At 63.0% G+C, this 21816-nt stretch carries 22 protein-coding genes; 15 read left to right on the top strand and 7 right to left on the bottom strand.

The window, feature by feature from the left end; genetic code table 11:
- Nucleotides 1-34: 34 nt before the first annotated feature.
- A complete protein-coding gene (locus WA950_RS02185) occupies nucleotides 35-1672 on the bottom strand; it encodes a phosphoethanolamine transferase (protein ID WP_424550027.1) in 1638 nt (545 codons plus the stop codon).
- A gap of 396 nt (nucleotides 1673-2068) precedes the next feature.
- On the opposite strand from WA950_RS02185, the gene WA950_RS02180 reads away from it, so the two are divergent.
- From WA950_RS02180 to WA950_RS02170, 3 genes are all read left to right on the top strand, one after another.
- Nucleotides 2069-2728, top strand: coding sequence for a glutathione S-transferase family protein (locus tag WA950_RS02180; protein ID WP_424550026.1), 660 nt, complete (start codon nucleotides 2069-2071; stop codon nucleotides 2726-2728).
- A gap of 169 nt (nucleotides 2729-2897) precedes the next feature.
- Nucleotides 2898-3095 carry a hypothetical protein gene (locus tag WA950_RS02175; protein ID WP_424550025.1) on the top strand — a complete coding sequence of 66 codons (198 nt, stop codon included), beginning with the start codon at nucleotides 2898-2900 and terminating at the stop codon, nucleotides 3093-3095.
- 11 nt (nucleotides 3096-3106) lie between these two features.
- Nucleotides 3107-3280: a hypothetical protein gene (locus WA950_RS02170; protein WP_424550024.1), complete on the top strand. Its 174-nt coding sequence runs from the start codon at nucleotides 3107-3109 to the stop codon at nucleotides 3278-3280.
- Between the two features lie 34 nt (nucleotides 3281-3314).
- Here the strand turns inward: WA950_RS02170 and WA950_RS02165 are convergent, their stop codons facing one another.
- Complete coding sequence (locus WA950_RS02165; protein WP_424550023.1) at nucleotides 3315-4175, bottom strand: urea carboxylase-associated family protein; 861 nt, start codon at nucleotides 4173-4175, stop codon at nucleotides 3315-3317.
- A gap of 202 nt (nucleotides 4176-4377) precedes the next feature.
- On the opposite strand from WA950_RS02165, the gene WA950_RS02160 reads away from it, so the two are divergent.
- The 7 genes from WA950_RS02160 to WA950_RS02130 all read left to right on the top strand — a co-directional run bounded on the left by WA950_RS02160 (nucleotide 4378) and on the right by WA950_RS02130 (nucleotide 11115).
- Nucleotides 4378-4701, top strand: a complete 324-nt coding sequence (locus WA950_RS02160) for a hypothetical protein (RefSeq protein ID WP_424550022.1) — start codon at nucleotides 4378-4380, stop codon at nucleotides 4699-4701.
- An 84-nt stretch (nucleotides 4702-4785) separates the two neighbouring features.
- Entirely contained in the window at nucleotides 4786-6219 is a 1434-nt protein-coding gene (locus WA950_RS02155; protein ID WP_424550021.1) for a cytochrome P450, read from the top strand.
- Nucleotides 6216-7214 carry a lysophospholipid acyltransferase family protein gene (locus WA950_RS02150; protein ID WP_424550020.1) on the top strand — a complete coding sequence of 333 codons (999 nt, stop codon included), beginning with the start codon at nucleotides 6216-6218 and terminating at the stop codon, nucleotides 7212-7214. Before WA950_RS02155 ends, WA950_RS02150 begins: the two co-directional genes overlap by 4 nt.
- A gap of 447 nt (nucleotides 7215-7661) precedes the next feature.
- Nucleotides 7662-8894 (top strand): glycine betaine/L-proline ABC transporter ATP-binding protein ProV, encoded by a 1233-nt coding sequence (gene proV, locus WA950_RS02145; RefSeq protein ID WP_424550019.1) that lies wholly within the window; start codon nucleotides 7662-7664, stop codon nucleotides 8892-8894.
- A gap of 24 nt (nucleotides 8895-8918) precedes the next feature.
- Nucleotides 8919-9806, top strand: coding sequence for an ABC transporter permease (locus tag WA950_RS02140; protein WP_424550018.1), 888 nt, complete (start codon nucleotides 8919-8921; stop codon nucleotides 9804-9806).
- A gap of 73 nt (nucleotides 9807-9879) precedes the next feature.
- On the top strand, nucleotides 9880-10755 hold the full coding sequence (locus tag WA950_RS02135; protein WP_424550017.1) for a glycine betaine ABC transporter substrate-binding protein: 876 nt from the start codon (nucleotides 9880-9882) through the stop codon (nucleotides 10753-10755).
- A 69-nt stretch (nucleotides 10756-10824) separates the two neighbouring features.
- Nucleotides 10825-11115, top strand: a complete 291-nt coding sequence (locus WA950_RS02130; protein WP_424550016.1) for a helix-turn-helix domain-containing protein — start codon at nucleotides 10825-10827, stop codon at nucleotides 11113-11115.
- A 56-nt stretch (nucleotides 11116-11171) separates the two neighbouring features.
- Here WA950_RS02130 and WA950_RS02125 read toward each other — a convergent pair whose 3' ends face one another.
- From WA950_RS02125 to WA950_RS02105, 5 genes are all read right to left on the bottom strand, one after another.
- Nucleotides 11172-11930 carry an amino acid ABC transporter ATP-binding protein gene (locus tag WA950_RS02125; protein ID WP_424550015.1) on the bottom strand — a complete coding sequence of 253 codons (759 nt, stop codon included), beginning with the start codon at nucleotides 11928-11930 and terminating at the stop codon, nucleotides 11172-11174.
- 29 nt (nucleotides 11931-11959) lie between these two features.
- Nucleotides 11960-13090: an amino acid ABC transporter permease gene (locus WA950_RS02120; RefSeq protein ID WP_424550014.1), complete on the bottom strand. Its 1131-nt coding sequence runs from the start codon at nucleotides 13088-13090 to the stop codon at nucleotides 11960-11962.
- A complete protein-coding gene (locus WA950_RS02115) occupies nucleotides 13087-14298 on the bottom strand; it encodes an ABC transporter permease subunit (RefSeq protein WP_424550013.1) in 1212 nt (403 codons plus the stop codon). The genes WA950_RS02120 and WA950_RS02115 overlap by 4 nt, the downstream gene beginning before the upstream one ends.
- Before the next feature lie 70 nt (nucleotides 14299-14368).
- Nucleotides 14369-15400 carry a transporter substrate-binding domain-containing protein gene (locus WA950_RS02110; protein WP_424550012.1) on the bottom strand — a complete coding sequence of 344 codons (1032 nt, stop codon included), beginning with the start codon at nucleotides 15398-15400 and terminating at the stop codon, nucleotides 14369-14371.
- 309 nt (nucleotides 15401-15709) lie between these two features.
- Complete coding sequence (locus WA950_RS02105) at nucleotides 15710-16630, bottom strand: LysR family transcriptional regulator (RefSeq protein WP_424550011.1); 921 nt, start codon at nucleotides 16628-16630, stop codon at nucleotides 15710-15712.
- A gap of 132 nt (nucleotides 16631-16762) precedes the next feature.
- Between WA950_RS02105 and glyA the strand changes: the two genes are divergently transcribed.
- The 5 genes from glyA to WA950_RS02080 all read left to right on the top strand — a co-directional run bounded on the left by glyA (nucleotide 16763) and on the right by WA950_RS02080 (nucleotide 21808).
- Entirely contained in the window at nucleotides 16763-18040 is a 1278-nt protein-coding gene (glyA, locus tag WA950_RS02100; RefSeq protein ID WP_424550010.1) for a serine hydroxymethyltransferase, read from the top strand.
- Nucleotides 18041-18143: 103 nt separating this feature from the next.
- Nucleotides 18144-19040, top strand: coding sequence for a bifunctional methylenetetrahydrofolate dehydrogenase/methenyltetrahydrofolate cyclohydrolase FolD (folD, locus tag WA950_RS02095; protein ID WP_424550009.1), 897 nt, complete (start codon nucleotides 18144-18146; stop codon nucleotides 19038-19040).
- A 20-nt stretch (nucleotides 19041-19060) separates the two neighbouring features.
- The gene (purU, locus tag WA950_RS02090; protein WP_424550008.1) at nucleotides 19061-19957 is read left to right on the top strand and encodes a formyltetrahydrofolate deformylase; all 897 of its coding nucleotides are present in this window, start codon (nucleotides 19061-19063) and stop codon (nucleotides 19955-19957) included.
- 88 nt (nucleotides 19958-20045) lie between these two features.
- Nucleotides 20046-20426 (top strand): RidA family protein, encoded by a 381-nt coding sequence (locus WA950_RS02085; protein WP_424550007.1) that lies wholly within the window; start codon nucleotides 20046-20048, stop codon nucleotides 20424-20426.
- A 59-nt stretch (nucleotides 20427-20485) separates the two neighbouring features.
- The gene (locus tag WA950_RS02080) at nucleotides 20486-21808 is read left to right on the top strand and encodes a D-serine ammonia-lyase (protein ID WP_424550006.1); all 1323 of its coding nucleotides are present in this window, start codon (nucleotides 20486-20488) and stop codon (nucleotides 21806-21808) included.
- Nucleotides 21809-21816 lie beyond the last annotated feature (8 nt).

Below are 21816 nucleotides of genomic sequence, written 5' to 3'. Positions count from 1 at the left end.
TCCGGGCGATCCCTGTTGCCACCGCCCTTCCCGCTCAGGACGTCGCCCCGAGCCGACAGGCCGAAACCAGATCGAGCGCCGGATCGCGCACTTTCGTTTCCACCCGCATCATGCCGAGAACGGTATGGAACAGATTGTCATGCGACTGCCGCTGCTTCGTCTCTGCGTCGAGGCAGGAAGCCGAATAGGCAGCCTTCCCGCCCTTGCCGAGCCAGAGCACGAAGGGCACCTGAGTCTGCTGGCTCGGCGCGATCATGTAGGGCGCGCCATGCAGGTAGAGGCCAAGCTCGCCGAGCGACTCGCCGTGGTCGGACATATAGAGCATGGAGACGTCCAACCGGTCCTCCTGCTTCTCCAGCCGTTCGATCACGCCGGCCAGGATATGGTCGGTATAGGCGATCGTGTTGTCATAGGCGTTGACGATCTCCTCCTTCGTGCAATCGGAGAATTCCGCGCTGCGGCAGTCCGGCGTGAAACGGCGGAATTCTTCCGGGTAGCGAAGATAGTAGGCCGGCCCGTGGCTGCCGATCTGGTGCAGCACGAGCACGGTGTCCTTCTTGACCGAGCCGATCCAGGCATCGAGATTGTCGAGCATCACCTGGTCGCGGCATTCGCCGCCCGAGCAGTCGCGCGGGTTTCCCCCTTCAATCAGCGAGCGCTCCCTGACGCGCCGGGCAACCTCCTTGCTGCCGGTATTGTTGTCCCACCATTCGACGCCGATACCGGCATGGGAGAGCACGTCGAGCAGATTTTGCGTCGAGAGCCCCTTGCGGTGGGTGTATTCGGCCCTTGGATAGACGGAGAACATGCAGGGCAGCGAGACGGCCGTCGCCGTGCCGCAGCTTGTCGTATCGGCAAAATAGCGGATGTCCTTCTGCGCCAGTTCCGGGTTGGTGTCGCGGCCGTAGCCGCCGAGCGAGAAATTGGCGGCGCGCGCCGTCTCGCCGGCAACGACGATCATCAGGCGCGGCTTGCGCACCGCCAGCGGCGCATCGCCGACATGCGCATCCTCGCCGAGCGGGGCGGCCACCACATTGACGTCGACCGACTGGCCGGCGGCGAACTGCACGGCGGTAACGAGCGGTACGAAGGGATTGAGCGTCTCGAACCAGTCGTGATGCGCCCGGACGGCCGCCGCATAGACCCGGGCATGGGAAAGGCCCGCGACGAGCGCGATGACAAGTGCCGGCACGATGACGAGAAGATTGCCGCGCAGCTTGCCGAAGAACGGGCGATGGCGAACCTTCACCCACAACAGAAGAAGACACGGCAGAAGGCCGTAGACCAGCATGTGCAGCACGAAGCCGGGGGTGATCAGATGGCCGGCCTCGGCGCTGCTGGTTTCCGCCGCGTTGCGGATCATCTCGATATCGATGACGACGCCGAACCGGTCCATGAACCAGGCACCGGCGGCGCTTGCGAGGATGAGCAGGATGAAGAGCGGCTTCATCGCATATTTCACCGATACGGCGACGCAGAGCGCGATGTAGAGGCAGGCGATGCCGATGGCGATGGACGCGAAGGTGGTGGGCCTTCCTTCCAGATATTGCCAGCCCTTCGACCAGAAGCTCTCGTTGGTGAGGGTCAGGAGATAGAGCGCCGTCAGGATGCTGACGGTGACGCTTCCCAGTTCGGGCCGCCACAGGGCAGCACGGCCGGTTCCTTCGCGCATGGAATATCCTTTCACGTCATGCCAGGCGATGCCGCAAACGCGCATCGCCGCTTGCGCCCTCCCTGCCGGTGCAAGCTGACAGCCGCCTGAACGCAGGCCGACGCGGCATTCAGCGCAGCGTCAGGTTTGCGGCGCACGAAGCGGCAGTGGACGATGAGGTGACGCTTGAAAACGAGGCTATTTCATCCAGGCATGCTGTTCGTCGCAGCCCTGGTCTTCATGGTGCTGGCGATTCCCCTCGCCCGGACGCAGCCTTCCCCGCAGCACAACGAGAATTTACACCGGGCCTTCCAGGCGAAGGCCGGCTGAAAGGCAGCGTCCGCAATGCGACCCGACAATCCGATTGCATTTTGCAATCGGATTTGCGACAAAGGGTCAGCAGACGCGGAGGTTGCCATGAAGCCGGATCTCTATGCCCACCCCTTTTCGAGCTACTGCCAGAAGGCGCTGACAGCGCTCTATGAAAACCACACCGACTTCGAATACCGCCTGCTCGATCACAACGATCCGGAAACGCTGGCCGACTTCGAGGCACTCTGGCCGATCAAGCGGTTTCCCATCCTCGTCGATGGCAAACATACGGTGATGGAAGCATCGATCATCATCGAATATCTGGGGCTGCACTATCCGGGGCCGGTCAAGCTTGTCCCGGACGATCCGCAGATGGCGATCGAGGTGCGCATGCTCGACCGCTTCTTCGACAACTACGTCTCGACACCGCAGCAGAAGATCGTCTTCAACGCCATCCGGTCGGAAGCGGACCGTGATCCCTACGGCGAGAAGGAGGCCCGCAACATGCTGGAGCGCGCCTATGCCTGGCTCGACCGGCATATGGAAGGACGCCTGTGGGCATCAGGCGACGCCTTCTCGCTGGCCGATTGCGGCGCAGGCCCGTTCCTCTTCTATGCGGACTGGACGCACGCCATCGATCCCGCCTTCAAGCATGTCCATGCCTATCGCCGCCGCCTGCTCGCCCGGCCGTCCTTCGCCCGCGCGGTCGACGAGGCCCGACCCTTCCGGAAATTTTTCCCGCTCGGCGCACCCGACCGCGACTAGCCCCTCGGGCATTGCCGCCGTTCGGCGGCCTTTGCCTCGCGCGCGATGCCGAAATAGAGGGCATCGGTTTCCGGTGCGTCCCGATCCGCCCCAACTTTCCAGACAGCCAGGGAACAATCGCGGCCTTTACCGGTTGAGGCATTGTCAATGACGACAAGCGTGATCACAGATGCCCGACCAATCCAAACTCTTTCCCGAACACCGCAGGCTGTCCGGAGAACGTTACACGGTGGAAGACTTTCGTGCGGCCTATGAGTTGTCGCAGGAGGAGGCTCAGCGCCTGTTCGACAAGTTCGGCCCCTCCAAGCGGGAGCTGGACCTTCTCATGCGCGCGCGGCGGAATCCGCAGCAGTTCCTGAACTTTTGAGGAAACGGACCATGACGAAGATCGATGTGCAGGGCGGCCCGAAAAGCCCCAAGCCCGACCGGCAGAAATCCGGGAACGACGCCAAGCCTGATGCTGAAGCGGAAACGCAGGAAGAAAAAACCAGGCGCGAACAGGCCACCAACCCGGCCCTGATGCCGATCGGCGATCCGGCCGGGGCGGCATAGGCGTCTCCCCGTCTTCGAGGAAACGCCGGGAGGCTTAAAGCCCGTGGGTGCCGTCGTAGCCGTTGATCGGCGGCCGCGTCCAGCCTTGCGGCATGCCCTTCGCCTTGTAGACCTCGACCACCAAGGGATAGCAGGCCGCCGTATCGGATGAATGCTGCGCCGAGCAATCCCCACCCGGGCACGCCGACAGGCAACCGAGAAGGTCGATTTCGGCGAAGAATTCCAGATAGTCGCCCGGCCGCACCGGGCTTGCCTTCATGAAATACTGCCCCGTATCGCGGGTGAAGCCCGTGCACATGAAGACGTTCAGCACGTCATGCACGTAGGTCTCCGCCTCGCGCGGCGCCATGCCGGTCTTTGCGGCAAAGGCGCGTGTGAGATTGGAATGGCAGCAATGATGATACTGCCCGCCATGGCTCAGCAGATTGTGCGTATAGGGATCGCAGCGCGTGCCGATCACGTCATGCACCGCTCCGCCGAATTCGTCGAAGCCGTACCAGTCCAGCGTATCATGCGTGATGGTGGCGATGGAGCGCAGATAGGGGAAATTGGAAAAGAGCTGGTCGCCGAGCCCAACATGGGTGCCGTTCAGCGCGCGGGTCTTGCCGGTATAGAGCCGTTCGCGAAGATCGTTGGCGTTGAAGAGGTTGAGGTCGCCCACCTGCGGCCCCTCACTGCTGACGATGCGGCAGAAATGCCCGGCCGGCACCGTCCAGGTCGCTGCCTCGCGCGGCGGCACGACGACCGTCTCGATCAGTTCCAGATCGTCCCGCAGCGCACGATAGGCCGGAAGATCCGGCCGCGGCAGAGTTTCGACCGGATAGCAGATCACCGGTTTGATGGCCTTGCGGGCCGCCGCATCGGCAGGCGCCGCCGTTATCGCATCGGGCTTCATGAATTCCTCCCCTCACGCCGGATCGCTGGCACGCTCGTCCGGCCCACAACATTTCCAATGACACTACTATTATTGTTCAACAAAAAACCAGTTCAAACGACGACGCCGCGTGTCGGATACGCGAGGCGGCCAGGACCCGTTCTTGACAGGCCCATCGCGATACGTGTCATGGTCCCCGCCACGACGCAGCGCGAACGAACCGATGAGCATCGACTGGACCTATATTCAGGAAAATTACGACTGGCTCGGCCATATGGTCGAGGCCCTTTTTATCGCCCTTGTGGTCGCGCTCATCTCGCGCGTGCTGTATCGCTGGCGCATTTCCCTCGTCATCGGTCTCGCCTTCGCAATGGGGCATTTCCACGGCCGGGAGAAACGCGACTATGAGGTTTCCGTCCACATGCCGCCGCCCCATCTCGACGGCTATCGCATGTGGGACTGGAGCTGGGACCAGATGACCGATTTCTGGCCGACCGCCTTCCTGCTCATGGCGCTGCTTTTCCTCGTGATCCGCCGCAAGGCATGACCCCGCACCACAGAAGCGTTTTGAGGCTGCGCGCGCAGTTGACAGTTGCAACCCGATGTTTAGACGTTAGGCACGAAACAACGAATGGCATCCATGCTCGCCTGGCTTCAAAAACCGGTCAATTTTCAGGAATTCGCCAGCGACAGCGTGCTGGAACCCGTGCGCGCGCAGTACTATGCGGGGCCTCCCGGCAAACCGTTGCAGCTTCTGCTCCAGGCCCGCACAGACTTCCTGTCGATCTGGCGCGCCAGCGACTATAGCGAGATCGTCTCGCAGATCCGCGTCCTCGGCCGGCAGGTCGTGCTGGTCAACAGCCCGGCGCTGATCCGCGACGTTGTCGTCAAGCGGCAGGAAAACTACGAGAGAAAGAGCCCGCAAATGCGGCGGGCGCTGGAACATCTGCTCGGCGACGGGCTCTTCATTTCCGATGGCGAGACCTGGCGGCAGCGGCGCGCGCTCGTTGCCGACATCGTGCACATGAACCGTGTGCCCTCCTTCGGGCCGATCATGGAACAGACGGCAAGCGAGCTTGTCGAACGCTGGCGCGGCATGCCGCAGGGCACCACCCTCAATGCCCTCCATGAAATGGCCGGGCTGACGGCGGAGATCATTTCCCGCGCCGTCTTCGGCAACCAGTTGGGCGAAGACGGCGCGGCCTCCGTTTCCGAAGGGTTCTCCAGCTACCAGTCGCTGATCGACTCGATCAATCTCGGCTATTTCATCGGCTTCGACGATGGCCTGCCGATCCTGCGCACGCCATCGCTGCGCCGCTCCGTCAAACGCATCCACCGGGTCATCGACAAGGTCGTGGAAGACCACCTCGCCGGCCGCGGCGACCACAATTCGATGGTCGAACTCCTGATCCGCCGGCAAAAGCGCAATCCCGAACTCAAGCTGGACGTAGTAGCGCTGCGCAACGAGGCCGCGACGATCTTCATGGCCGGGCACGAGACGACGGCCGCGACGCTGACCTGGGCCTGGTATCTGCTGGCCCGCGCACCCTGGGTGGAGCAGTCCGTTCACGCGGAAATCGCCCGCGTCTGCGGCGACCGCACGCCGACCATCGACGACGTGCCGAATCTCGAATGGTGCAAGGCCGTGATCGAGGAGACGCTCCGCCTCTATCCGCCGGTGCCGATCCTTGCGCGGCAGAACCGCAAGGCCGACGAGATCGGCGGCGTCGACGTTGCAGCCAACTCGCTGATCCTCATCGTTCCGTGGCTGCTGCACCGGACCGAAAGCCTGTTTCCCGAGCCGCACCGGTTCATGCCCGAGCGCTTCATGGAAGGGCGCAGGCCGACGCCCTACAGCTATATTCCCTTCGCCAGCGGGCCGCGTGTCTGCCCGGGCCTGCATTTCGGGCTTACCGAGGCCGTGTTGTGCCTTGCCATCATCGCGCAGCGCTTCCGCGTCCGCGTTCCGGAAAACCACAAGGTCGAACCGGTCTGCCGCCTGACGCTCCGCCCGCGTGACGGTCTGCCCATCACCCTCGAACAGCGTCCCGGAGCATCCTCTTGAACGACGAGCCGCCGCGCGACGCCAGCAACCTCAGCCGCAGGAAAGCGTGGTTCTTTACAAGTAGCGATCGCCCCGGCTTTTCCGCGTTCCGTGCCGGAGGGAGCGAGCGCGAACGGTTCCTGCGCTACTGGGTCAAGGAAAATCTCTGGAATATGGCGCATCTGCTCGGCCACTATTCCCTGAAACTCCTTCCCATGGACAAGGTTTCGGCCCTCGGCGCGGCGCTTGGCCGCTTCGCCATGCCGCGCTTCCACAAGGTTGCCGAACACCGCGCCCGCGAAACAGTACGCAAGCTTCGCCCGGACCTTTCCGAAGCGGAGCGCGAAGACCTGGTGATCGAGAACCAGAAGTCGCAGGGACGCATCATGACGGAGTTCTCCGTCGTCAACCGGATCGCAGAACACCCTGACCGCCTGCAATACCACGGCCTTGAGATCATCGACGAGGCGGTCCGCGCGGGGCCGACGATCATCGTCGGGCTGCATCTCGGCAACTGGGAAGTCGGCCCGATCATTCTCAAGAAGATCAACGTATCGCCTCACATCTTCTACGTGCCACCCGCCGAACGGGCGAAAGCGTGGATCGCCGAGCGCGTCCGCACAAAGGCCGGCGTGCAGTTTCTGCCGCCCGGCTTTCAAGGCGTCCGCCCCGCTGTGAAGATCCTGCGGCAGGGCGGCGTCGTCAGCGCCTTTTGTGACGAAGGGTTTCAGGGCGTCATTCGCGGCCCGTTCTTCGGCCGGCCGCCGCATATGGAAGGCAATATCGCACTGATCATCCGGCTTGCACGGATGACCGGCGCAACCATCTGCCCGTGGTACAATATCCGCACCGATGGCTTCCGCTTCGAGGCGCGTGCCCTCGACCCGATCCGCCTTCCGCCGGAGGAGAAATCCGGCGAGCGGTTCGTGGAGGACATGCTCCTGCTGAACGCCGCCATCGAACCCGTCGTCCTTGCCCATCTGGACCAGTGGTATTTTCTGGACAGCGCACTCTGACGAGTGATGGCGCGCCTACCTGCCGCGCGCGTCGATTTCCTTCCCGTTCAACCTGCAATACCCGGCCCGACGCAGTAAAAAAGCGCCTCTCCTGCCGCCTCGCCTGCAAATTTATGGCCATTGCGCAGGGACACGACATCGAAGGGCTTTTCGCAAAGGCCGATCCGCCCTCGGACCGCCGGGTTTCCAGTGCTTTGCTGCTGGACGGAGCACGCACGACAACACCGCGAAACATTTTCAATTTCGGCTGAAAATCCGACAATTTATGGAATTTTTTTCCGATACTGTGGACATTTCGGCGGCAATATGCCAAAACATGTCCATATTGCGACGCGCTATCGCCTTTGCGAAACCTATTATTTCGCGCGTTTTCCTGCTGATCCGTGCATCAGCTCCAGACCAGAACAAAGGAGAGCGCCCCGCTTCCGGAGCCGGGCCGAACACAATATGGCATTTGCAACTGAGAGCGACCTTGCCGGCAACGACCGGCCGGTCAAGATCAGTATCAGGAACGTGTTCAAGGTATTCGGCGAACGGCCGGAAAAAGCCCTGGAACTCCTGAAGGCCGGCAAGACCAAGTCGGAAATCCACGCCGCGACAGGCTGCACGATTGCGGTCAACAATGCGTCCTTCGATATCCGCGCCGGCGAAATCTTCGTCATTATGGGCCTGTCCGGGTCCGGTAAATCCACCATGCTTCGCCTCATCAACCGGCTGATCGAGCCGACGAGCGGGGCAATCGAGATCGAGGGCCGCGATGTGGCCCGGATGCCGCGCAGCGAACTGATCGCACTGCGCCGCCGCGACATCAGCATGGTGTTCCAGTCCTTCGCACTTCTGCCCAACCGCTCCGTCATCGACAACGCCGCCTTCGGGCTGGAAGTCGCCGGCATGGACGAAACGGAGCGCAAGCAGCGCGCCCGCGCCGCCCTCAAGGCCGTCGGGCTCGACGGTCTGGACGACAGCCGAACCGACCAGCTTTCAGGCGGCATGAAACAGCGCGTCGGCCTTGCCCGGGCGCTCGCCGCCGAGCCGAGCGTGCTGCTGATGGACGAGGCTTTCTCGGCGCTCGATCCCCTCATCCGCACGGAAATGCAGGACGAACTCGTCCGTCTCCAGGCCGAGCACAGCCGAACCATCGTCTTCGTCAGCCATGACCTCGACGAGGCCATGCGGATCGGCGACCGCATCTGCATCATGCAGAACGGCGAGGTCGTGCAGGTCGGCACACCCGACGAGATCGTGCTCAGGCCCGCCAACAACTATGTGCGCTCCTTCTTCCGCAACGTCGACGTCTCGCAGGTCTTCCGCGCCGGCGATGTCGCCCGCAGGACGCAGGTGACGATCATCGACCGGCAGGGCGTGTCTGCCGCCGCAGCGCTGGAACGCATGGAGCATTACGACCGCGACGTCGCGATCATCCTCGGCCGCGACAAGACCTATCACGGCATGGTCAGCCGCAACTCGCTGATCCAGACCACGCGCGATGGCGCAAGCGATCCCTACCGGCGCGCCTTCCTGCCGGACATCGAGCCGATCCCCGCATCGGAAAGCATCTCGAACGTCCTCGGCAAGGTCGCCGCCAGCGCCTTTCCGGTGCCTGTCATCGACGACGCCAATCGCTATCTCGGCTCGATCAGCAAATCCGCGCTTCTCGAAACGCTCGATCGCACCGCCTGATCCAGCCCATTCGGAGACAATTCCATGACTTTCGATATCGGTGACGGCGTCGACAGCGCCGTCAACTACATCCTCGACAATTTCGCCCCGCTGCTCGACCTGATCGCAGCCGCCATCGGCACGGTGACGAACGGCATCCAGTCCATCCTGCTGGCGACGCCGATGACGCTCGGCATCGCGCTCTTCGCGCTGCTCTCGCTCTGGCGCGTCGGCTTCGGCTTCGCCCTGTTCACGGCCGCCTCACTCTGGCTCGTCGACCAGATGGGCCTGTGGTCCGCCATGATGGAAACGCTGTCGCTGGTGCTGGCCTCGACGCTCGTCGCCATGCTGATCGGCCTGCCGCTCGGCATCGCCATGGCGCGCAGCGACCGGACGGCCGCCATCGTGCGTCCCGTACTCGACCTGATGCAGACCATGCCCGCCTTCGTCTACCTGATCCCGGCCGCGATGTTCTTCGGCCTCGGTGCGGTGCCCGGCACCATCGCGACCGTCATCTTCTCGATGCCGCCCGTCGTACGCCTGACCAATCTAGGCATAAGGCAGGTGCATGTGGAATTCATCGAGGCCGGCAATGCCTTCGGCTGCACGGCCTCCCAGCTGCTCTTCAAGGTGCAGCTTCCCAATGCCCTGCCCTCCATCATGGCCGGCATCAACCAGACGATCATGCTATCGCTGTCGATGGTGGTGATCGCCTCCATGATCGGCGCGGGCGGTATCGGCAACACGGTGCTCACCGGCATCCAGCGTCTCGATGTCGGCACTGGCTTCGAGGGCGGCATCGCCGTCGTCATACTTGCGGTGATCCTCGACCGGATCACCCAGAGCCTCGGAAAGGAACGCGCCGGTCTGCGGCACCTCCTCTTCCGTCGTCAAGCACAGCAGCAGCCTGTCGCCTCTGCCGTTACAGCGTGAGGCCAGGCACCCGCTGCGCTGAAAGAGGGCGGCTTCCGGCCGCCCGATGCGAACCTTCGAAAAAGGAGCAAAAATGTTCAAGACACTCGTTACAATGAGCCTTGCGGCCGGGATTTTCACCGGGGCGTTCGGTACGGCGCTGGCTGAGGACAAGGCGCCGGTGAAGATCGGCTGGGCCGCATGGTCCGACGCCGAATTCGTGACCAAGCTTGCCGCCAAACTCATCAAGGACGAACTGGGCCACGAGGTTCAGCTGATCCAGACCGATGTCGCGCCGCTCTACCAGGGCGTCGCCCGCGGCGATCTCGACGCCATGATGATGGCCTGGCTGCCGGAAACCCACGCCGACTACTTCGCCAAGGTGAAGGACAAGGTGACGACGCTCGGCACCGTCTATGACGGCGCAAAGCTCGGCTGGGTCGTGCCGAAATACGTGCCCGAGGACGCCATCGCCTCCATCGAGGACCTCAACAAGGACGATGTGAAGGAGAAGCTCAAGGGCCGCGTCGAAGGCATCGATCCGGGCGCCGGTCTCACGCGCCTCTCGGAGCAGGCGGTCAAGGACTACGCGCTCGACGGCTACAAGCTGCAGATCTCCAGCGAGGCCGGCATGCTGACGACCGTCGACCGGGCGATCCGCAAGCAGGAATGGTTCGTCGCCACCTCCTGGAGCCCGCACTGGATGTTCGGCAAGTACGAGCTGCGCTACATCGACGACCCCAAGGGCTCGCTCGGCAATGCGGAGCATGTCGACATCATCGCCCGGAAGGATTTCCCGACGGACAATCCGGCGGTTGCCGCGTTCCTCTCGCGCATGAAGCTGCCGATCGGCGATCTCGAGGCGGCAATGTTCAACGCGCAGGAAACCTCCTACGAAAAGGCTGTCGAAAAGTACATCGCGGACCATCCGGACCAGATCAAGGCCTGGCTCGCGGCCGACGAAGGCTGAACCAATCCTGCTGACATGCCCTGCGGGCCGGCCCCGCAGGGCATTCCCCTAAAAGGAAGGACCTTGCCCATGTACAGATATGGCAACGATACGCTCAAGCCCGTGACCGACACCGCCCGGACGGACGACACGATCGGCGGGCGCATCTCGCTCGCCCGCGACGCGATGGGGCTTACCGTCGAGCAGATTTCCAGCATCGCCGGCGTTACCACCGAGACCTGGACCAACTGGGAAAACGACCGCGCCGAGCCGCGCGCCAATCGCCTCGACATGCTTGCCCGCATCCTGCAGACCAACATCGCGTGGCTTCTCGACGGACGTGGCGACATGCCGGGTGAAAGTCCGCTTCGCACGGCATAGCCCCGGCATTCCAACAAGGCAGGCCAGCTGCGCCCGGCCTGCCCTTCCCGGCGTTTTCAGTGCTTGAGAACGCGGGCGAGGAAGGAGCGCGCACGCTCGTTCTTCGGGTTGTCGAAAAACGCGTCCGGCTTGTCGATTTCGAGGATCGAGCCCTGGTCGATATAGACGATGCGGTCCGCGACTTCGCGGGCAAAGCCCATTTCGTGGGTGACGATCATCATCGTCATGCCGTCGGCGGCAAGTTCACGCATGACGTCGAGGACTTCACCGATCATCTCCGGATCGAGTGCCGAGGTCGGCTCGTCGAACAGCATCAGATGCGGTTCCATGGCGAGCGAACGGGCAATGGCCACGCGCTGCTGCTGGCCGCCGGAAAGCTGGCCCGGATACTTGTAGGCATGCGCCTTCAGACCGACCCGCTCGAGCAGCTTGAGCGCCGTCTCTTCGGCCTCCGCCTTCGACTTCTTGCGCACGCGCATCGGTGCGATGGTGATGTTCTCAAGCACCGTCTTGTGCGGGAACAGATTGAACTGCTGGAAGACCATGCCGACGCCCTTGCGGATGGCGGCAAGCTCCTTCTCGCCGCCGAGCAGGCGGTCCTCCTCGACCGGCATCTGGTAGCCGTCGACCGTCAGGCTGCCGTTCTGGTACATTTCCAGCCCGTTGACGCAACGGATCAGGGTCGATTTGCCCGAGCCGCTTGCGCCGACCACCACGACGACTTCGCCACGCGAAACGGCAAGGTCGATGCCCTTCAGGACGTGATGGCTGCCATAGAACTTGTTGAGGTTCTTCATTTCAACGATGGTGCTCATGGAGCGGCCTCCGGCATGGTTCTTTTCGGTCATCGGATGCCTCGTGCAAGATGCTTTTCGAGCTTTCGGGCAACGAAGGTGATCAGGGATCCGACGAGGAAATAGGTCAGGAACAGGAACGAATAGACTTCATAGGTGCGGTCGCCATATTGCGGATTGGCGAGGATCATCTGCCCGGCGCGCAGGAAATCGGTGAGCCCGATAATGAAGACCAGCGGCGCCGTGTTGAAGATGTCCAGCACATTGCCGACCAGCGGTGGAACCGACACGCGAAGCGCCTGCGGCAGGACGATCGACCGGTTGATGTCGAACTCGCTCATGCCGAGCGAACGGGCGGCTTCCGTCTGCCCGCGCGGCACGGCCTGCAGGCCGCTTCTGACATATTCGGCCACATAGGCAGAATAGAAGAGCGTGAAGCCGATCATGCCGCGCACGACGTCCGCCAGATTGAACTGCGGCGTCAGGACAGGCATCAGGATCCAGATCCAGTAGATCACCATGATCAGCGGTACGGACCGCATCACCTCGATATAGCCGGTGCAGATGCGCCGGACGCTCGAAAAACGGCTGCGACGGCCAAAGGCGAGCAGAATGCCGATGGGCAGCGAGACGATCGACGTCACCAGCGTCAGCAGGATGCTGAGCAGCAGGCCACCCCACAGTCCGGCGCCGGGGGGCGCCATGACGGCGAAGATCGCGATCAGACCGGTAAAGCTCGCCGGCACCAGGACGCGGCGCGCCATGGGCACGCTGGAAATCAAGGCCCAGCCACAGGCGAAAACGGCGACCGTGGCTGCGGTGAGCAGCGCGTTTGTGAGATTGCCGGAGCCCGTCACCACAACCAGCGCCGTGACGACCAGCAGCATGCCGACGGCATGGCGCCTGCGGAAAGCAAACACGCAGCCAAGGGCAGCGCCAAGGAGAACAGCGATGATCATCACCGCAGTCCAGGCGCGCCAGACCTGATCGGCCGGGAAGATGCCGATCATCAGGACGCGAAGGCTCTGGGGAATGATATCCCACTGCGCCGTCAGCAGCACCCAGCTTACGATCTGGTAGGCGAGCCACAGGACGCCTGGAATGACGGTCAGGGAGAGGAAGACGTCGAACGGCTTGGCGAACAGGTTGTGCCGCGACCATTTCAGGGATTTGGCGATCATCGCATTGCTCCGCGATTGGTCATGCGACGGTCGGCCCAGCCGACGGCCGCGCTGATGGCCCAGCTGAGGATCAGATAGGAAATCATGACGATGATGATGCCTTCGAGGCTGTGGCCTGTCTGGTTCGCAATGGTGCCGTAGATGTTGAAGAGTTCGGGATAGCCGATGGCGATGCCGAGCGCCGTGTTCTTCGTCAGGCTGATATACTGGTTGCCGAACGACGGCAGCACGACGCGGAAGACCTGCGGCAGGATGATGTCGTTGACGGTGTCGCGACGGCTCAGCCCCATCGAGGCCGCGGCTTCCCACTGGCCTTTCGGCAGGGCATCGATCGAACCGCGCACGATTTCGGCAATGTAGGAGGCGCTGTTGAAGACGATCGCCAGAAGCAGGGCCGCCATTTCAGGGCTCATGCTCGTGCCGCCGCTGGCCCGGAATTTCGAGGCGACGGGGAAGTCCAGTTCAACGATCCCGCTCGCCAGCATGATGGCCGGCAGCGCGAGCACCGCGCCGGCACAGATCCAGCGAGCCATCTTCTGCTTGGTGAAGACCAGTCCGAGAAGCGCGGCGCAGAACGCCATTGCCAGAGCGATGGCGACCGGCCCATTGCCGCCCAGCCATACGGGAGCGGGAAAATAGAGGCCCTGCTGGCTGATCACGATGCCATAGAACTTGGCGGCGGTGGCGATCGGCGGAAAATGCAGGACGACTGCGAAATACCAGAAGACGAGCTGGATGAGCAGCGGGGTGTTGCGGACGAACTCGACGCACCAGAAGGAAAGCGTGCGCACGACCCAGTTGGTCGAGAGCCGGCCGACGCCAAGCAGGGTGCCGAGCACCGTGCTGAGGACGATGGCAAGGACGGCTACCTTGATCGTGTTGAAGATGCCAGCCACGAAGGCCTGCGCCACGACGCGATCCGACGTGAAATCCGTAAAGGACGGCCAGAAGCTGCCATCGAACGCGAAGATCTTGCCTTCGCTGATGTCGAAGCCCGCGGCGTCCCAGAGGAACGAGAAGCTGAACTTGATCCCGTGACGGGCAAGTCCTTCCTTCACGGCGAAAGCAAAGAGCACCAGCAGGGCGATCGCGGCCGCAATCACGGCGAACTGCGTCGCCTCATATCTGATCCGGTTGCGTCGCCGCCGGGCGAGCACGAGACCGTCGTCGGCCACAGGTTCGGCCGCTTTCGCTTGTTGCACATTCATGTCGAAACACCAGGGTCCAAAATAAAAAACCGAGGCGGTTTGCCCGCCTCGGTTCTGTCAGCAGAAGGAATCAGTTCCAGAGGGGCGAATAGATCGCGCCGCCCTGCGTCCAGGAAGCGTTCGGCGTACCCTTGCGGTCGAGGAACATGGTGGTGTTCGGGCCGAGGTTGCGCTCATAGATTTCGCCATAGTTGCCGACGGCCTTCACGGCCTGTGCAACGAAATCGTCCGAAAGACCGAAGTCCTTGCCATAGCCGCCGCCCACGCCGAGGAACTTCTGGACGAAGGGGTCTTCGCTCTTCAGCTTCTCATCGAGGTTGGCCTGCGTGATTTCGGACTCTTCCGCCTGGAACAGGCCGTAGGTGATCCAGCGCAGCGCATTGCGCCACTTGGAATCGTTGGCAGCGACGAAGCCGGCGAAGGGCGACTTGTCGAGCGTATCGGGCAGGATCAGGTAGTCAGCCGGCTTCGGCGAGTTGCCGGCCCAGGCGGCAAGCGCGGACTTGTCGGTGCTCATCGCGTTGCAACGGCCGGAATTGAGGGCCGCAAACAGCTTTTCGAGGTTTTCGTAGGTCAGGACCTTGGAGCCTTCCCAGCCGCGCGCCTTGAATGCGCTGGTAAGAACGGTCTCGGTTACCGAGCCCTGCGTCGTGCAGAAGGTGGCGCCGTCGAGGTCGTCGAACTTTTCGACGCCGGAATCGGTCTTCACCATGATGCCCGTGCCGTCGTAGAAATTGATCGGCAGGAAGTCGACGGTGATCGAGGATTCGCGGGCCGGCTTCATGGTGGTGTGCGCGAAGACGACGTCGGCCTGGTTGGTGAGGACCGCATCGAAGCGGCTCTTGTCCGTCACCGTGACGAACTTGACCTTGGAGGCGTCGCCGAGGACGGCAGCGGCAACGGCCTTGCAGAAGTCGACGTCGAGGCCTTCCATCTGGCCCGTCGTGGTGTTCAGGTAGCCGAAGCCGGGAGCGGTGTTGTCGGTACCGCAGTTCAGTACGCCGCGCTCCTTGACGGCATCAAGAACGGAGGCCGACGCCTGACCTGCCGTCAGAGCGAGACCGGCAAACGCGCCGGCCGTGAGAATCTTGATCAGTTTCATTGCATTCCCCTGTAAATATCGCGAACGGCCCACACCGAGGTGCTGAGCCCTGGTCTCTTGCCGAGAGGTGATTGGGCGATAGGCAACAGCGGCTCTTGCCGTTCTGTAGCGATTGTTCCCGCCGTTGGCCTAAGATCGCCGTTTGGTATCCAATTAGCGAGCCCTTATCAATCGACAAGCAGACGATAGAAACGCAATTTATTCAGGTCTACTTATTTCTGCTTTACGTACTATTTAGCAAAACTGATGTATTTGCCCGTCGAGCACAACCGTGCGGCCGCTCCGTCGCGGCTCGGGAGAGGCGGTTTATCAACCTTTTCCGGCGGGTAGGCGTCGCCGCAAGGTGATCCGCTCGTTCACCGCCGCGATGAAAGCCTGCACGGCAGGGCTGCGCTTTTCCCCCTTGCGAAAAGCAAGGGATATCTTGCGCCGGATTTCCGGCTCGATCTTGCACACCCAGACATCCTCAAGATCGTAGCTGGCGCGCAGACCCGGCAGGATGGAAATCCCGCAGCCCTCTCTTATAAGAGCGATCGTCACTTCGAAGCCCTTGCAGCGGGCAACGATATTGGGCGTGAACCCCGCCGCCTGGCAGGCGTCGGTGATCATGCGATTGTAGGTCGACGACGCGGTATCGAGCGCCCAGCGCTCGTCACGCAATTGCTGCAGGGTGACGGTGGATTGCTCAGCGAGCGGATGGGTCTGCGAGACCATCACGTTGAAAATGTCGTCCATCAGCGGGATCGTCTCGATATTCGGGTCGATCGCGCCGACCGGCACGTTGAGGTCGTCGACAATCGCGATATCGGTCTGCCAGCTGCGCAGCGCCGCCAGGCTCTCCGCCGGCTCCATCTCGTCGAACTGCACCGTCAGGTGGGGATGAAGGAGATTGAGTTCGTGGATCGTGCCGGCCACGATGGCGGCGGCCACGGAGGGGAAAGCGGCAACGCGCAACTCCCCGGCAATGACCTTCTTCAGTTCCGCAATGTCGGCGCGCGCCGATTCCAGCTCGATCAGGATCCGCTCGGCCCGCTCGACAAGCTGCTTGCCGGCCGGCGTCAGCTCGACGCCGCGGCCGCGGCGTTCGATCAGGTCGATGCCCACCTCCTCCTCCAGAAGAGCGATCTGCTGCGAGACGGCGGAGGGCGAGACGTAGAGCGCCTCGGCAACCGCCGCCATGGTCTTGCGAATCGATAGTTCCCGTAGCGCACGCAAACGAGCCAGATCCATTGTTTCCTCCCGAAATCACCGATCAATCATTAGCAGATCAGAACGCATGGGCAAATATTATTAACTTTTTCTGGATCGATCCGGTCGCTAGCCTTTCTCCAAGCCCTCATTACCCTTCTTCGGAGACAGGTCATGACCGAACAGACGAAAGCATACTTCAATACCCCGGTTCACGAACGCGATCCGCTGGTTGCCCAGGCCCTCGACAACGAGCGCAAGCGCCAGCAGGACCAGATCGAGCTCATCGCCTCGGAAAACATCGTCAGCCGCGCCGTGCTCGACGCCCTCGGCCACGAGATGACCAACAAGACGCTGGAAGGCTATCCCGGCAACCGCTTCCACGGCGGCGGCCAGTTCGTCGACGTCGTCGAACAGGCGGCGATCGACCGTGCCAAGGAACTCTTCGGCTGCGGCTATGCCAACGTCCAGCCGCATTCCGGCACGCAGGCGAACCTTGCCGTCTTCTTCCTGCTGCTGAAGCCGGGCGACAAGGTGCTTTCTCTGGACCTGGCAGCCGGCGGCCACCTGTCGCACGGCATGAAGGGCAACCTTTCGGGCCGCTGGTTCGAATCGCACAACTACAATGTCGACCCGGAAACCGAAGTCATCAACTATGACGAACTGGAGCGCATTGCCGAAGAGGTTCGCCCGACCCTCCTGATCACCGGCGGCTCGGCCTATCCGCGCGAGCTCGATTTCGAACGCATGGGCAAGATCGCCAAGAAGGTCGGCGCCTGGTTCCTCGTCGACATGGCTCATATCGCAGGCCTCGTGGCCGGCGGCGAACACCCCTCGCCGTTCCCGCACGCCGATATCGTCACCTGCACCACGACGAAGACGCTGCGCGGTCCGCGCGGTGGCCTGATTCTCACGAACAACGAAGCCTGGTTCAAGAAGCTCCAGGCCGCCGTGTTCCCCGGCGTTCAGGGCTCGCTGCACAGCAACGTGCTTGCCGCCAAGGCCGTCTGCCTCGGTGAAGCGCTGCGCGACGACTTCAAGGTCTATGCCGCTCAGATCAAGTCCAATGCCCGCGCCCTCGCCGAAACCCTCATCGCCCGCGGCGTGCGGATCGTCTCCGGCGGCACGGACACCCACATCGTGCTGGTCGACCTGTCGAGCAAAGGCCTGATCGGCAAGCAGGCCGAAGACCTGCTGGCGCGCGCCAACATCACGGCGAACAAGAACCCGATCCCGAACGACAGCCCGCGCCCGGCCGACTGGGTCGGCATGCGCCTCGGCGTCTCCGCCGCCACCACCCGCGGCATGAAGGAAGACGAGTTCCGCACGCTCGGCAACATCATTGCCGACCTGATCGAAGCGGAAGTCGCCGGCAATGTCGACAGCGTCGCGGAAGCCGCCAAGGCGAAGGTCGCAACGCTGACTGCAGCCTTCCCCGTCTACGCTCACTGAGCGAACGCCCCGAACCGCGATAACGAGTGCCGCGCCTGAAAACGCGCGGCACTTTTCACGGCCCCGATGGCTCGGGCTCCGAGGTGACGCGAAAGGAACCCCCATGGGAATGGATAGAATCGCCGCAGGCGCAATCATCGACGGCAAGCAGTTCGCCGCCGGATTGCTGGAAGACATCACCGCAAGGGTGGCGAAACTGAAGGACGCGACCGGGGAAGTCCCGGGCCTTGCCGTCGTTCTCGTCGGCGCCGACCCGGCAAGCGCCGTCTATGTCGGCTCGAAGCACCGCCAGACCATCGCCGCCGGCATGAACTCCTTCAAGCACGAGCTTCCCGCAGACGCGACGCAGGACCAACTGATGGCGCTGATCGACCGGCTGAACGTCGATCCCGCCGTTCACGGCATCCTCGTGCAGCTGCCGCTTCCCGCCCATCTCGATGCCAATGCGGTCATCCAGGAAATAAACCCCGACAAGGACGTCGACGGTTTTCACATATCCAATGCCGGACGCCTTGCAACCGGCCAGCCGGCGCTCGTGCCGTGTACGCCGCTCGGCTGCCTGATGCTGTTGAAGGATCGCCTCGGCGCGAACCTTTCCGGCCTCCATGCCGTCGTCGTCGGCAAGTCGAACATCGTCGGCAAGCCGATGGCGCAGCTGCTGCTCGCCGAGAACTGCACCGTCACCGTGGCGCATTCACGCACGAAGAACACGCCGGACCTCTGCCGGGCGGCGGATATCCTCATCGTTGCCGTCGGACGTCCCGGCTTGGTGCGCGGTGACTGGATCAAGCCGGGCGCCGTGGTCATCGATGTTGGCATCAACCGCGTCGAGACGCCGGAAGGCAAGTCGCGCATCGTCGGCGACGTCGCCTTCGAGGAAGCCCGCCATGCCGGCGCCATCACGCCCGTACCGGGCGGGGTCGGCCCCATGACCATCGCCTGCCTCCTGTCGAACACCCTGACGGCCTTCTGCCGCCAGCACTCAATTTCCGTCGATTGATCGGCCCGAAAGGATCGTCCATGCCCACTCTCGCCAATCGCTATGCGTTGCGCGTCGCCTGCCCGTCCATCCGTGGCGTGACCGCCGCCATTGCCACCTACCTGTCCAGCAACGGCTGCAATATTTCCGACAGCGCGCAGTTCGATGACAAGAGCACCGGCCGCTACTTCATGCGCATCAGCTTCCAGTCTGAGGAAGGCCGCAGCCTCGAGGAACTGCAGGAAGGCTTTGCCGACATCGCCGCGAAATACGAGGCCGATGCCGAATTCTTCGACGAGACGACCAAGCGCAAGGTCATCCTTATGGTTTCGCGCTTCGGCCATTGCCTCAACGATCTGCTCTATCGCTGGCGCATCGGCGCGCTGCCGATCGACATCGTCGGCGTCATCTCCAACCATTTCGACTACCAGAAGGTCGTCGTGAACCACGACATTCCCTTCCACCACATCAAGGTGACGAAGGAGAACAAGCAGGAAGCCGAAGCCGAGCAGATGCGCATCGTCGAAGAGACGGGCGCCGAACTCATCGTGCTCGCGCGCTACATGCAGGTTCTGTCCGACGCCATGTGCCAGAAGATGTCGGGCCGCATCATCAACATCCACCACTCGTTCCTGCCCTCCTTCAAGGGCGCCAACCCCTACAAGCAGGCGTTCGAGCGCGGCGTGAAGCTGATCGGCGCGACCTCGCACTATGTGACGGCCGACCTCGACGAAGGCCCGATCATCGAGCAGGACACGGTGCGCGTCACGCACGCCCAGAGCGCCGAGGATTATGTAAGCCTCGGCCGCGACGTGGAGAGCCAGGTTCTGGCCCGCGCCATCCACGCACATATCCACGGCCGCGTCTTCCTCAACGGCAACAGGACCATCGTCTTCCCGCCCTCGCCCGGTTCCTACGCATCCGAACGCATGGGCTGATAACCCATCGTCTCCGGCAAGCAGCCGGAGACGATGCCGCCATTGCACGTCTGAGCGTCCATTCAACCATGTTTCGGAGAATCACGGCATGATCCAGGAAATCCACACGAACGACGCGCCCGGCGCCGTCGGCCCGTTCTCGCAGGCCATCAAGGTCGGCAACCTGCTGTTCGTCTCGGGCCAGCTTCCGATCGACCCGGCGACGGGCGAGTTCAATTCGGACGACGCGATCGCGCAGGCCGACCAGTGCCTCAAGAACCTTGCCGCCATCGCCGCCGCAGCCGGCACCAGCCTTGCCAATACCGTCAAGACGACCGTGCTCCTGACCGACCTTGGCCAGTTCGCCGAGATCAACAAGGTCTATGCCGGCTTCTTCGCCAAGCCCTACCCGGCGCGCGCCTGCTACGAGGTCGCCGCCCTCCCCAAGGGTGCGAAGGTGGAAATCGAAGCGGTCATCGCTATCCCCTGAGCGTGAAGAGAGCGCCGTCGCGTCCTCCCTTCCCGTCCCAACCCAGCCTGGACCCAGACATGACCATTCAGCTTCCGGACAATCCCGCCCGTTCCGATGTTCTTTCGGCCCGGCCCACCCTGTGGGCAAATCCGCTTTACGCGGCCGATGCGATCGACGATCCGTCGCTTCCCGTGATGCCATCGGATGTGGACGAGGCGCAAGCGAGCTGGACCCGTCTGGCTCCCCTGCTGGAAACCTGCTTCCCCGAACTTGCGGCCACGAATGGCGCGATCCGCTCCGAGCTCGTGGAGTTGCAGAGCCTGCGCGATGCGCTCGGCTATGCCGGTCCCGAATTCGGCACCGTCTTCGTCAAGGCGGACAGCGCCCTTCCGGTCGCCGGCTCCATCAAGGCGCGCGGCGGCGTCTACGAAGTGTTTTTCTTTGCCGAGCAACTGGCAAGGCTGGAAGGCCTGCTGAAGGACGGCGAGGACATCCGCCGCCTTGCCGAGCAGGACGCCAAGGCGTTCTTCTCGCGATACACGATTGCGGTTGGCAGCACGGGAAATCTCGGCCTCAGCGTCGGCATCGCCGCGCGTGCGCTGGGCTTCAAGGCCACCGTCCACATGTCGTCCGACGCGAAGGCCTGGAAGGTCGAGCGGCTGACGCGGCTCGGCGTCGAGGTCGTGCAGCATGAGGCCGACTACACCACAGCGGTGGAAAACGCCCGCCTTGTCGCGGAAAGCGATCCGACGATCTATTTCGTCGACGACGAGCAGTCGAAGCACCTTTTCCTCGGCTACAGCGTCGCCGCGCTGGAACTGGCCGAGCAGCTTCAGGCGCGCGGCATAGTCGTCGATGCGGAGCATCCACTCTTCCTCTACCTGCCCTGCGGCATCGGCGGCGCGCCGGGCGGCGCGGCCTATGGCGCCAGGAAGGTGTTTGGAGCCAACGTCCACTGCTTCTTCGTCGAACCCGTCCAGTCCCCGTGCGCGCTGGTTCACATGATGAGCGGCGCCGAGGATCTCGTCTCGGTCTACGATGTCGGGCTGACGAACAAGACGGAGGCCGACGGCATGGCGGTGGCGCGGATGTCCGCCTTCGTCGCGACCGTGATGTGCCGCATGCTTGCCGGCATCTTCACCGTCGACGACGCCTCCCTCTTCCGCTGGCTTCGCCTCGCGCACGAAACCCAGAACATCCGCCTTGAGCCGTCCGCCTCGGCCGGTTTTGCAGGGCCGGAATTCGTGGTGAAGCACCCCGAGGGCCGGGCGTTCTGCGCGAAATGGAAGATCGAAGACCACCTTGCGCAGGCGACCCACATCGTCTGGACGACCGGCGGCTCCTTCGTTCCGCAGGAACAGTTCGAAGCCTTCCTCGAGACCGCAGCAAAGCTCGACTGACAACAAAA

This window comes from Shinella sp. (genome assembly GCF_049651085.1).
Lineage (GTDB): Bacteria > Pseudomonadota > Alphaproteobacteria > Rhizobiales > Rhizobiaceae > Shinella.
This window is presented reverse-complemented; position numbering and strand designations above follow the sequence as displayed.

Coding starts and splice junctions, on each gene's coding strand:
- WA950_RS02165 (WP_424550023.1), bottom strand. CDS start 4,175: ATGAAGCCCGATGCGATAACGGCGGCGCCTGCCGATGCGGCGGCCCGC.
- WA950_RS02180 (WP_424550026.1), top strand. CDS start 2,069: ATGAAGCCGGATCTCTATGCCCACCCCTTTTCGAGCTACTGCCAGAAG.
- WA950_RS02160 (WP_424550022.1), top strand. CDS start 4,378: ATGAGCATCGACTGGACCTATATTCAGGAAAATTACGACTGGCTCGGC.
- WA950_RS02155 (WP_424550021.1), top strand. CDS start 4,786: ATGGCATCCATGCTCGCCTGGCTTCAAAAACCGGTCAATTTTCAGGAA.
- WA950_RS02085 (WP_424550007.1), top strand. CDS start 20,046: ATGATCCAGGAAATCCACACGAACGACGCGCCCGGCGCCGTCGGCCCG.
- glyA (WP_424550010.1), top strand. CDS start 16,763: ATGACCGAACAGACGAAAGCATACTTCAATACCCCGGTTCACGAACGC.
- WA950_RS02080 (WP_424550006.1), top strand. CDS start 20,486: ATGACCATTCAGCTTCCGGACAATCCCGCCCGTTCCGATGTTCTTTCG.
- proV (WP_424550019.1), top strand. CDS start 7,662: ATGGCATTTGCAACTGAGAGCGACCTTGCCGGCAACGACCGGCCGGTC.
- WA950_RS02110 (WP_424550012.1), bottom strand. CDS start 15,400: ATGAAACTGATCAAGATTCTCACGGCCGGCGCGTTTGCCGGTCTCGCT.
- WA950_RS02120 (WP_424550014.1), bottom strand. CDS start 13,090: ATGATCGCCAAATCCCTGAAATGGTCGCGGCACAACCTGTTCGCCAAG.
- WA950_RS02135 (WP_424550017.1), top strand. CDS start 9,880: ATGTTCAAGACACTCGTTACAATGAGCCTTGCGGCCGGGATTTTCACC.
- WA950_RS02115 (WP_424550013.1), bottom strand. CDS start 14,298: ATGAATGTGCAACAAGCGAAAGCGGCCGAACCTGTGGCCGACGACGGT.
- WA950_RS02185 (WP_424550027.1), bottom strand. CDS start 1,672: ATGCGCGAAGGAACCGGCCGTGCTGCCCTGTGGCGGCCCGAACTGGGA.
- WA950_RS02175 (WP_424550025.1), top strand. CDS start 2,898: ATGCCCGACCAATCCAAACTCTTTCCCGAACACCGCAGGCTGTCCGGA.
- purU (WP_424550008.1), top strand. CDS start 19,061: ATGCCCACTCTCGCCAATCGCTATGCGTTGCGCGTCGCCTGCCCGTCC.
- WA950_RS02125 (WP_424550015.1), bottom strand. CDS start 11,930: ATGAGCACCATCGTTGAAATGAAGAACCTCAACAAGTTCTATGGCAGC.
- WA950_RS02140 (WP_424550018.1), top strand. CDS start 8,919: ATGACTTTCGATATCGGTGACGGCGTCGACAGCGCCGTCAACTACATC.
- WA950_RS02105 (WP_424550011.1), bottom strand. CDS start 16,630: ATGGATCTGGCTCGTTTGCGTGCGCTACGGGAACTATCGATTCGCAAG.
- WA950_RS02130 (WP_424550016.1), top strand. CDS start 10,825: ATGTACAGATATGGCAACGATACGCTCAAGCCCGTGACCGACACCGCC.
- WA950_RS02170 (WP_424550024.1), top strand. CDS start 3,107: ATGACGAAGATCGATGTGCAGGGCGGCCCGAAAAGCCCCAAGCCCGAC.
- folD (WP_424550009.1), top strand. CDS start 18,144: ATGGGAATGGATAGAATCGCCGCAGGCGCAATCATCGACGGCAAGCAG.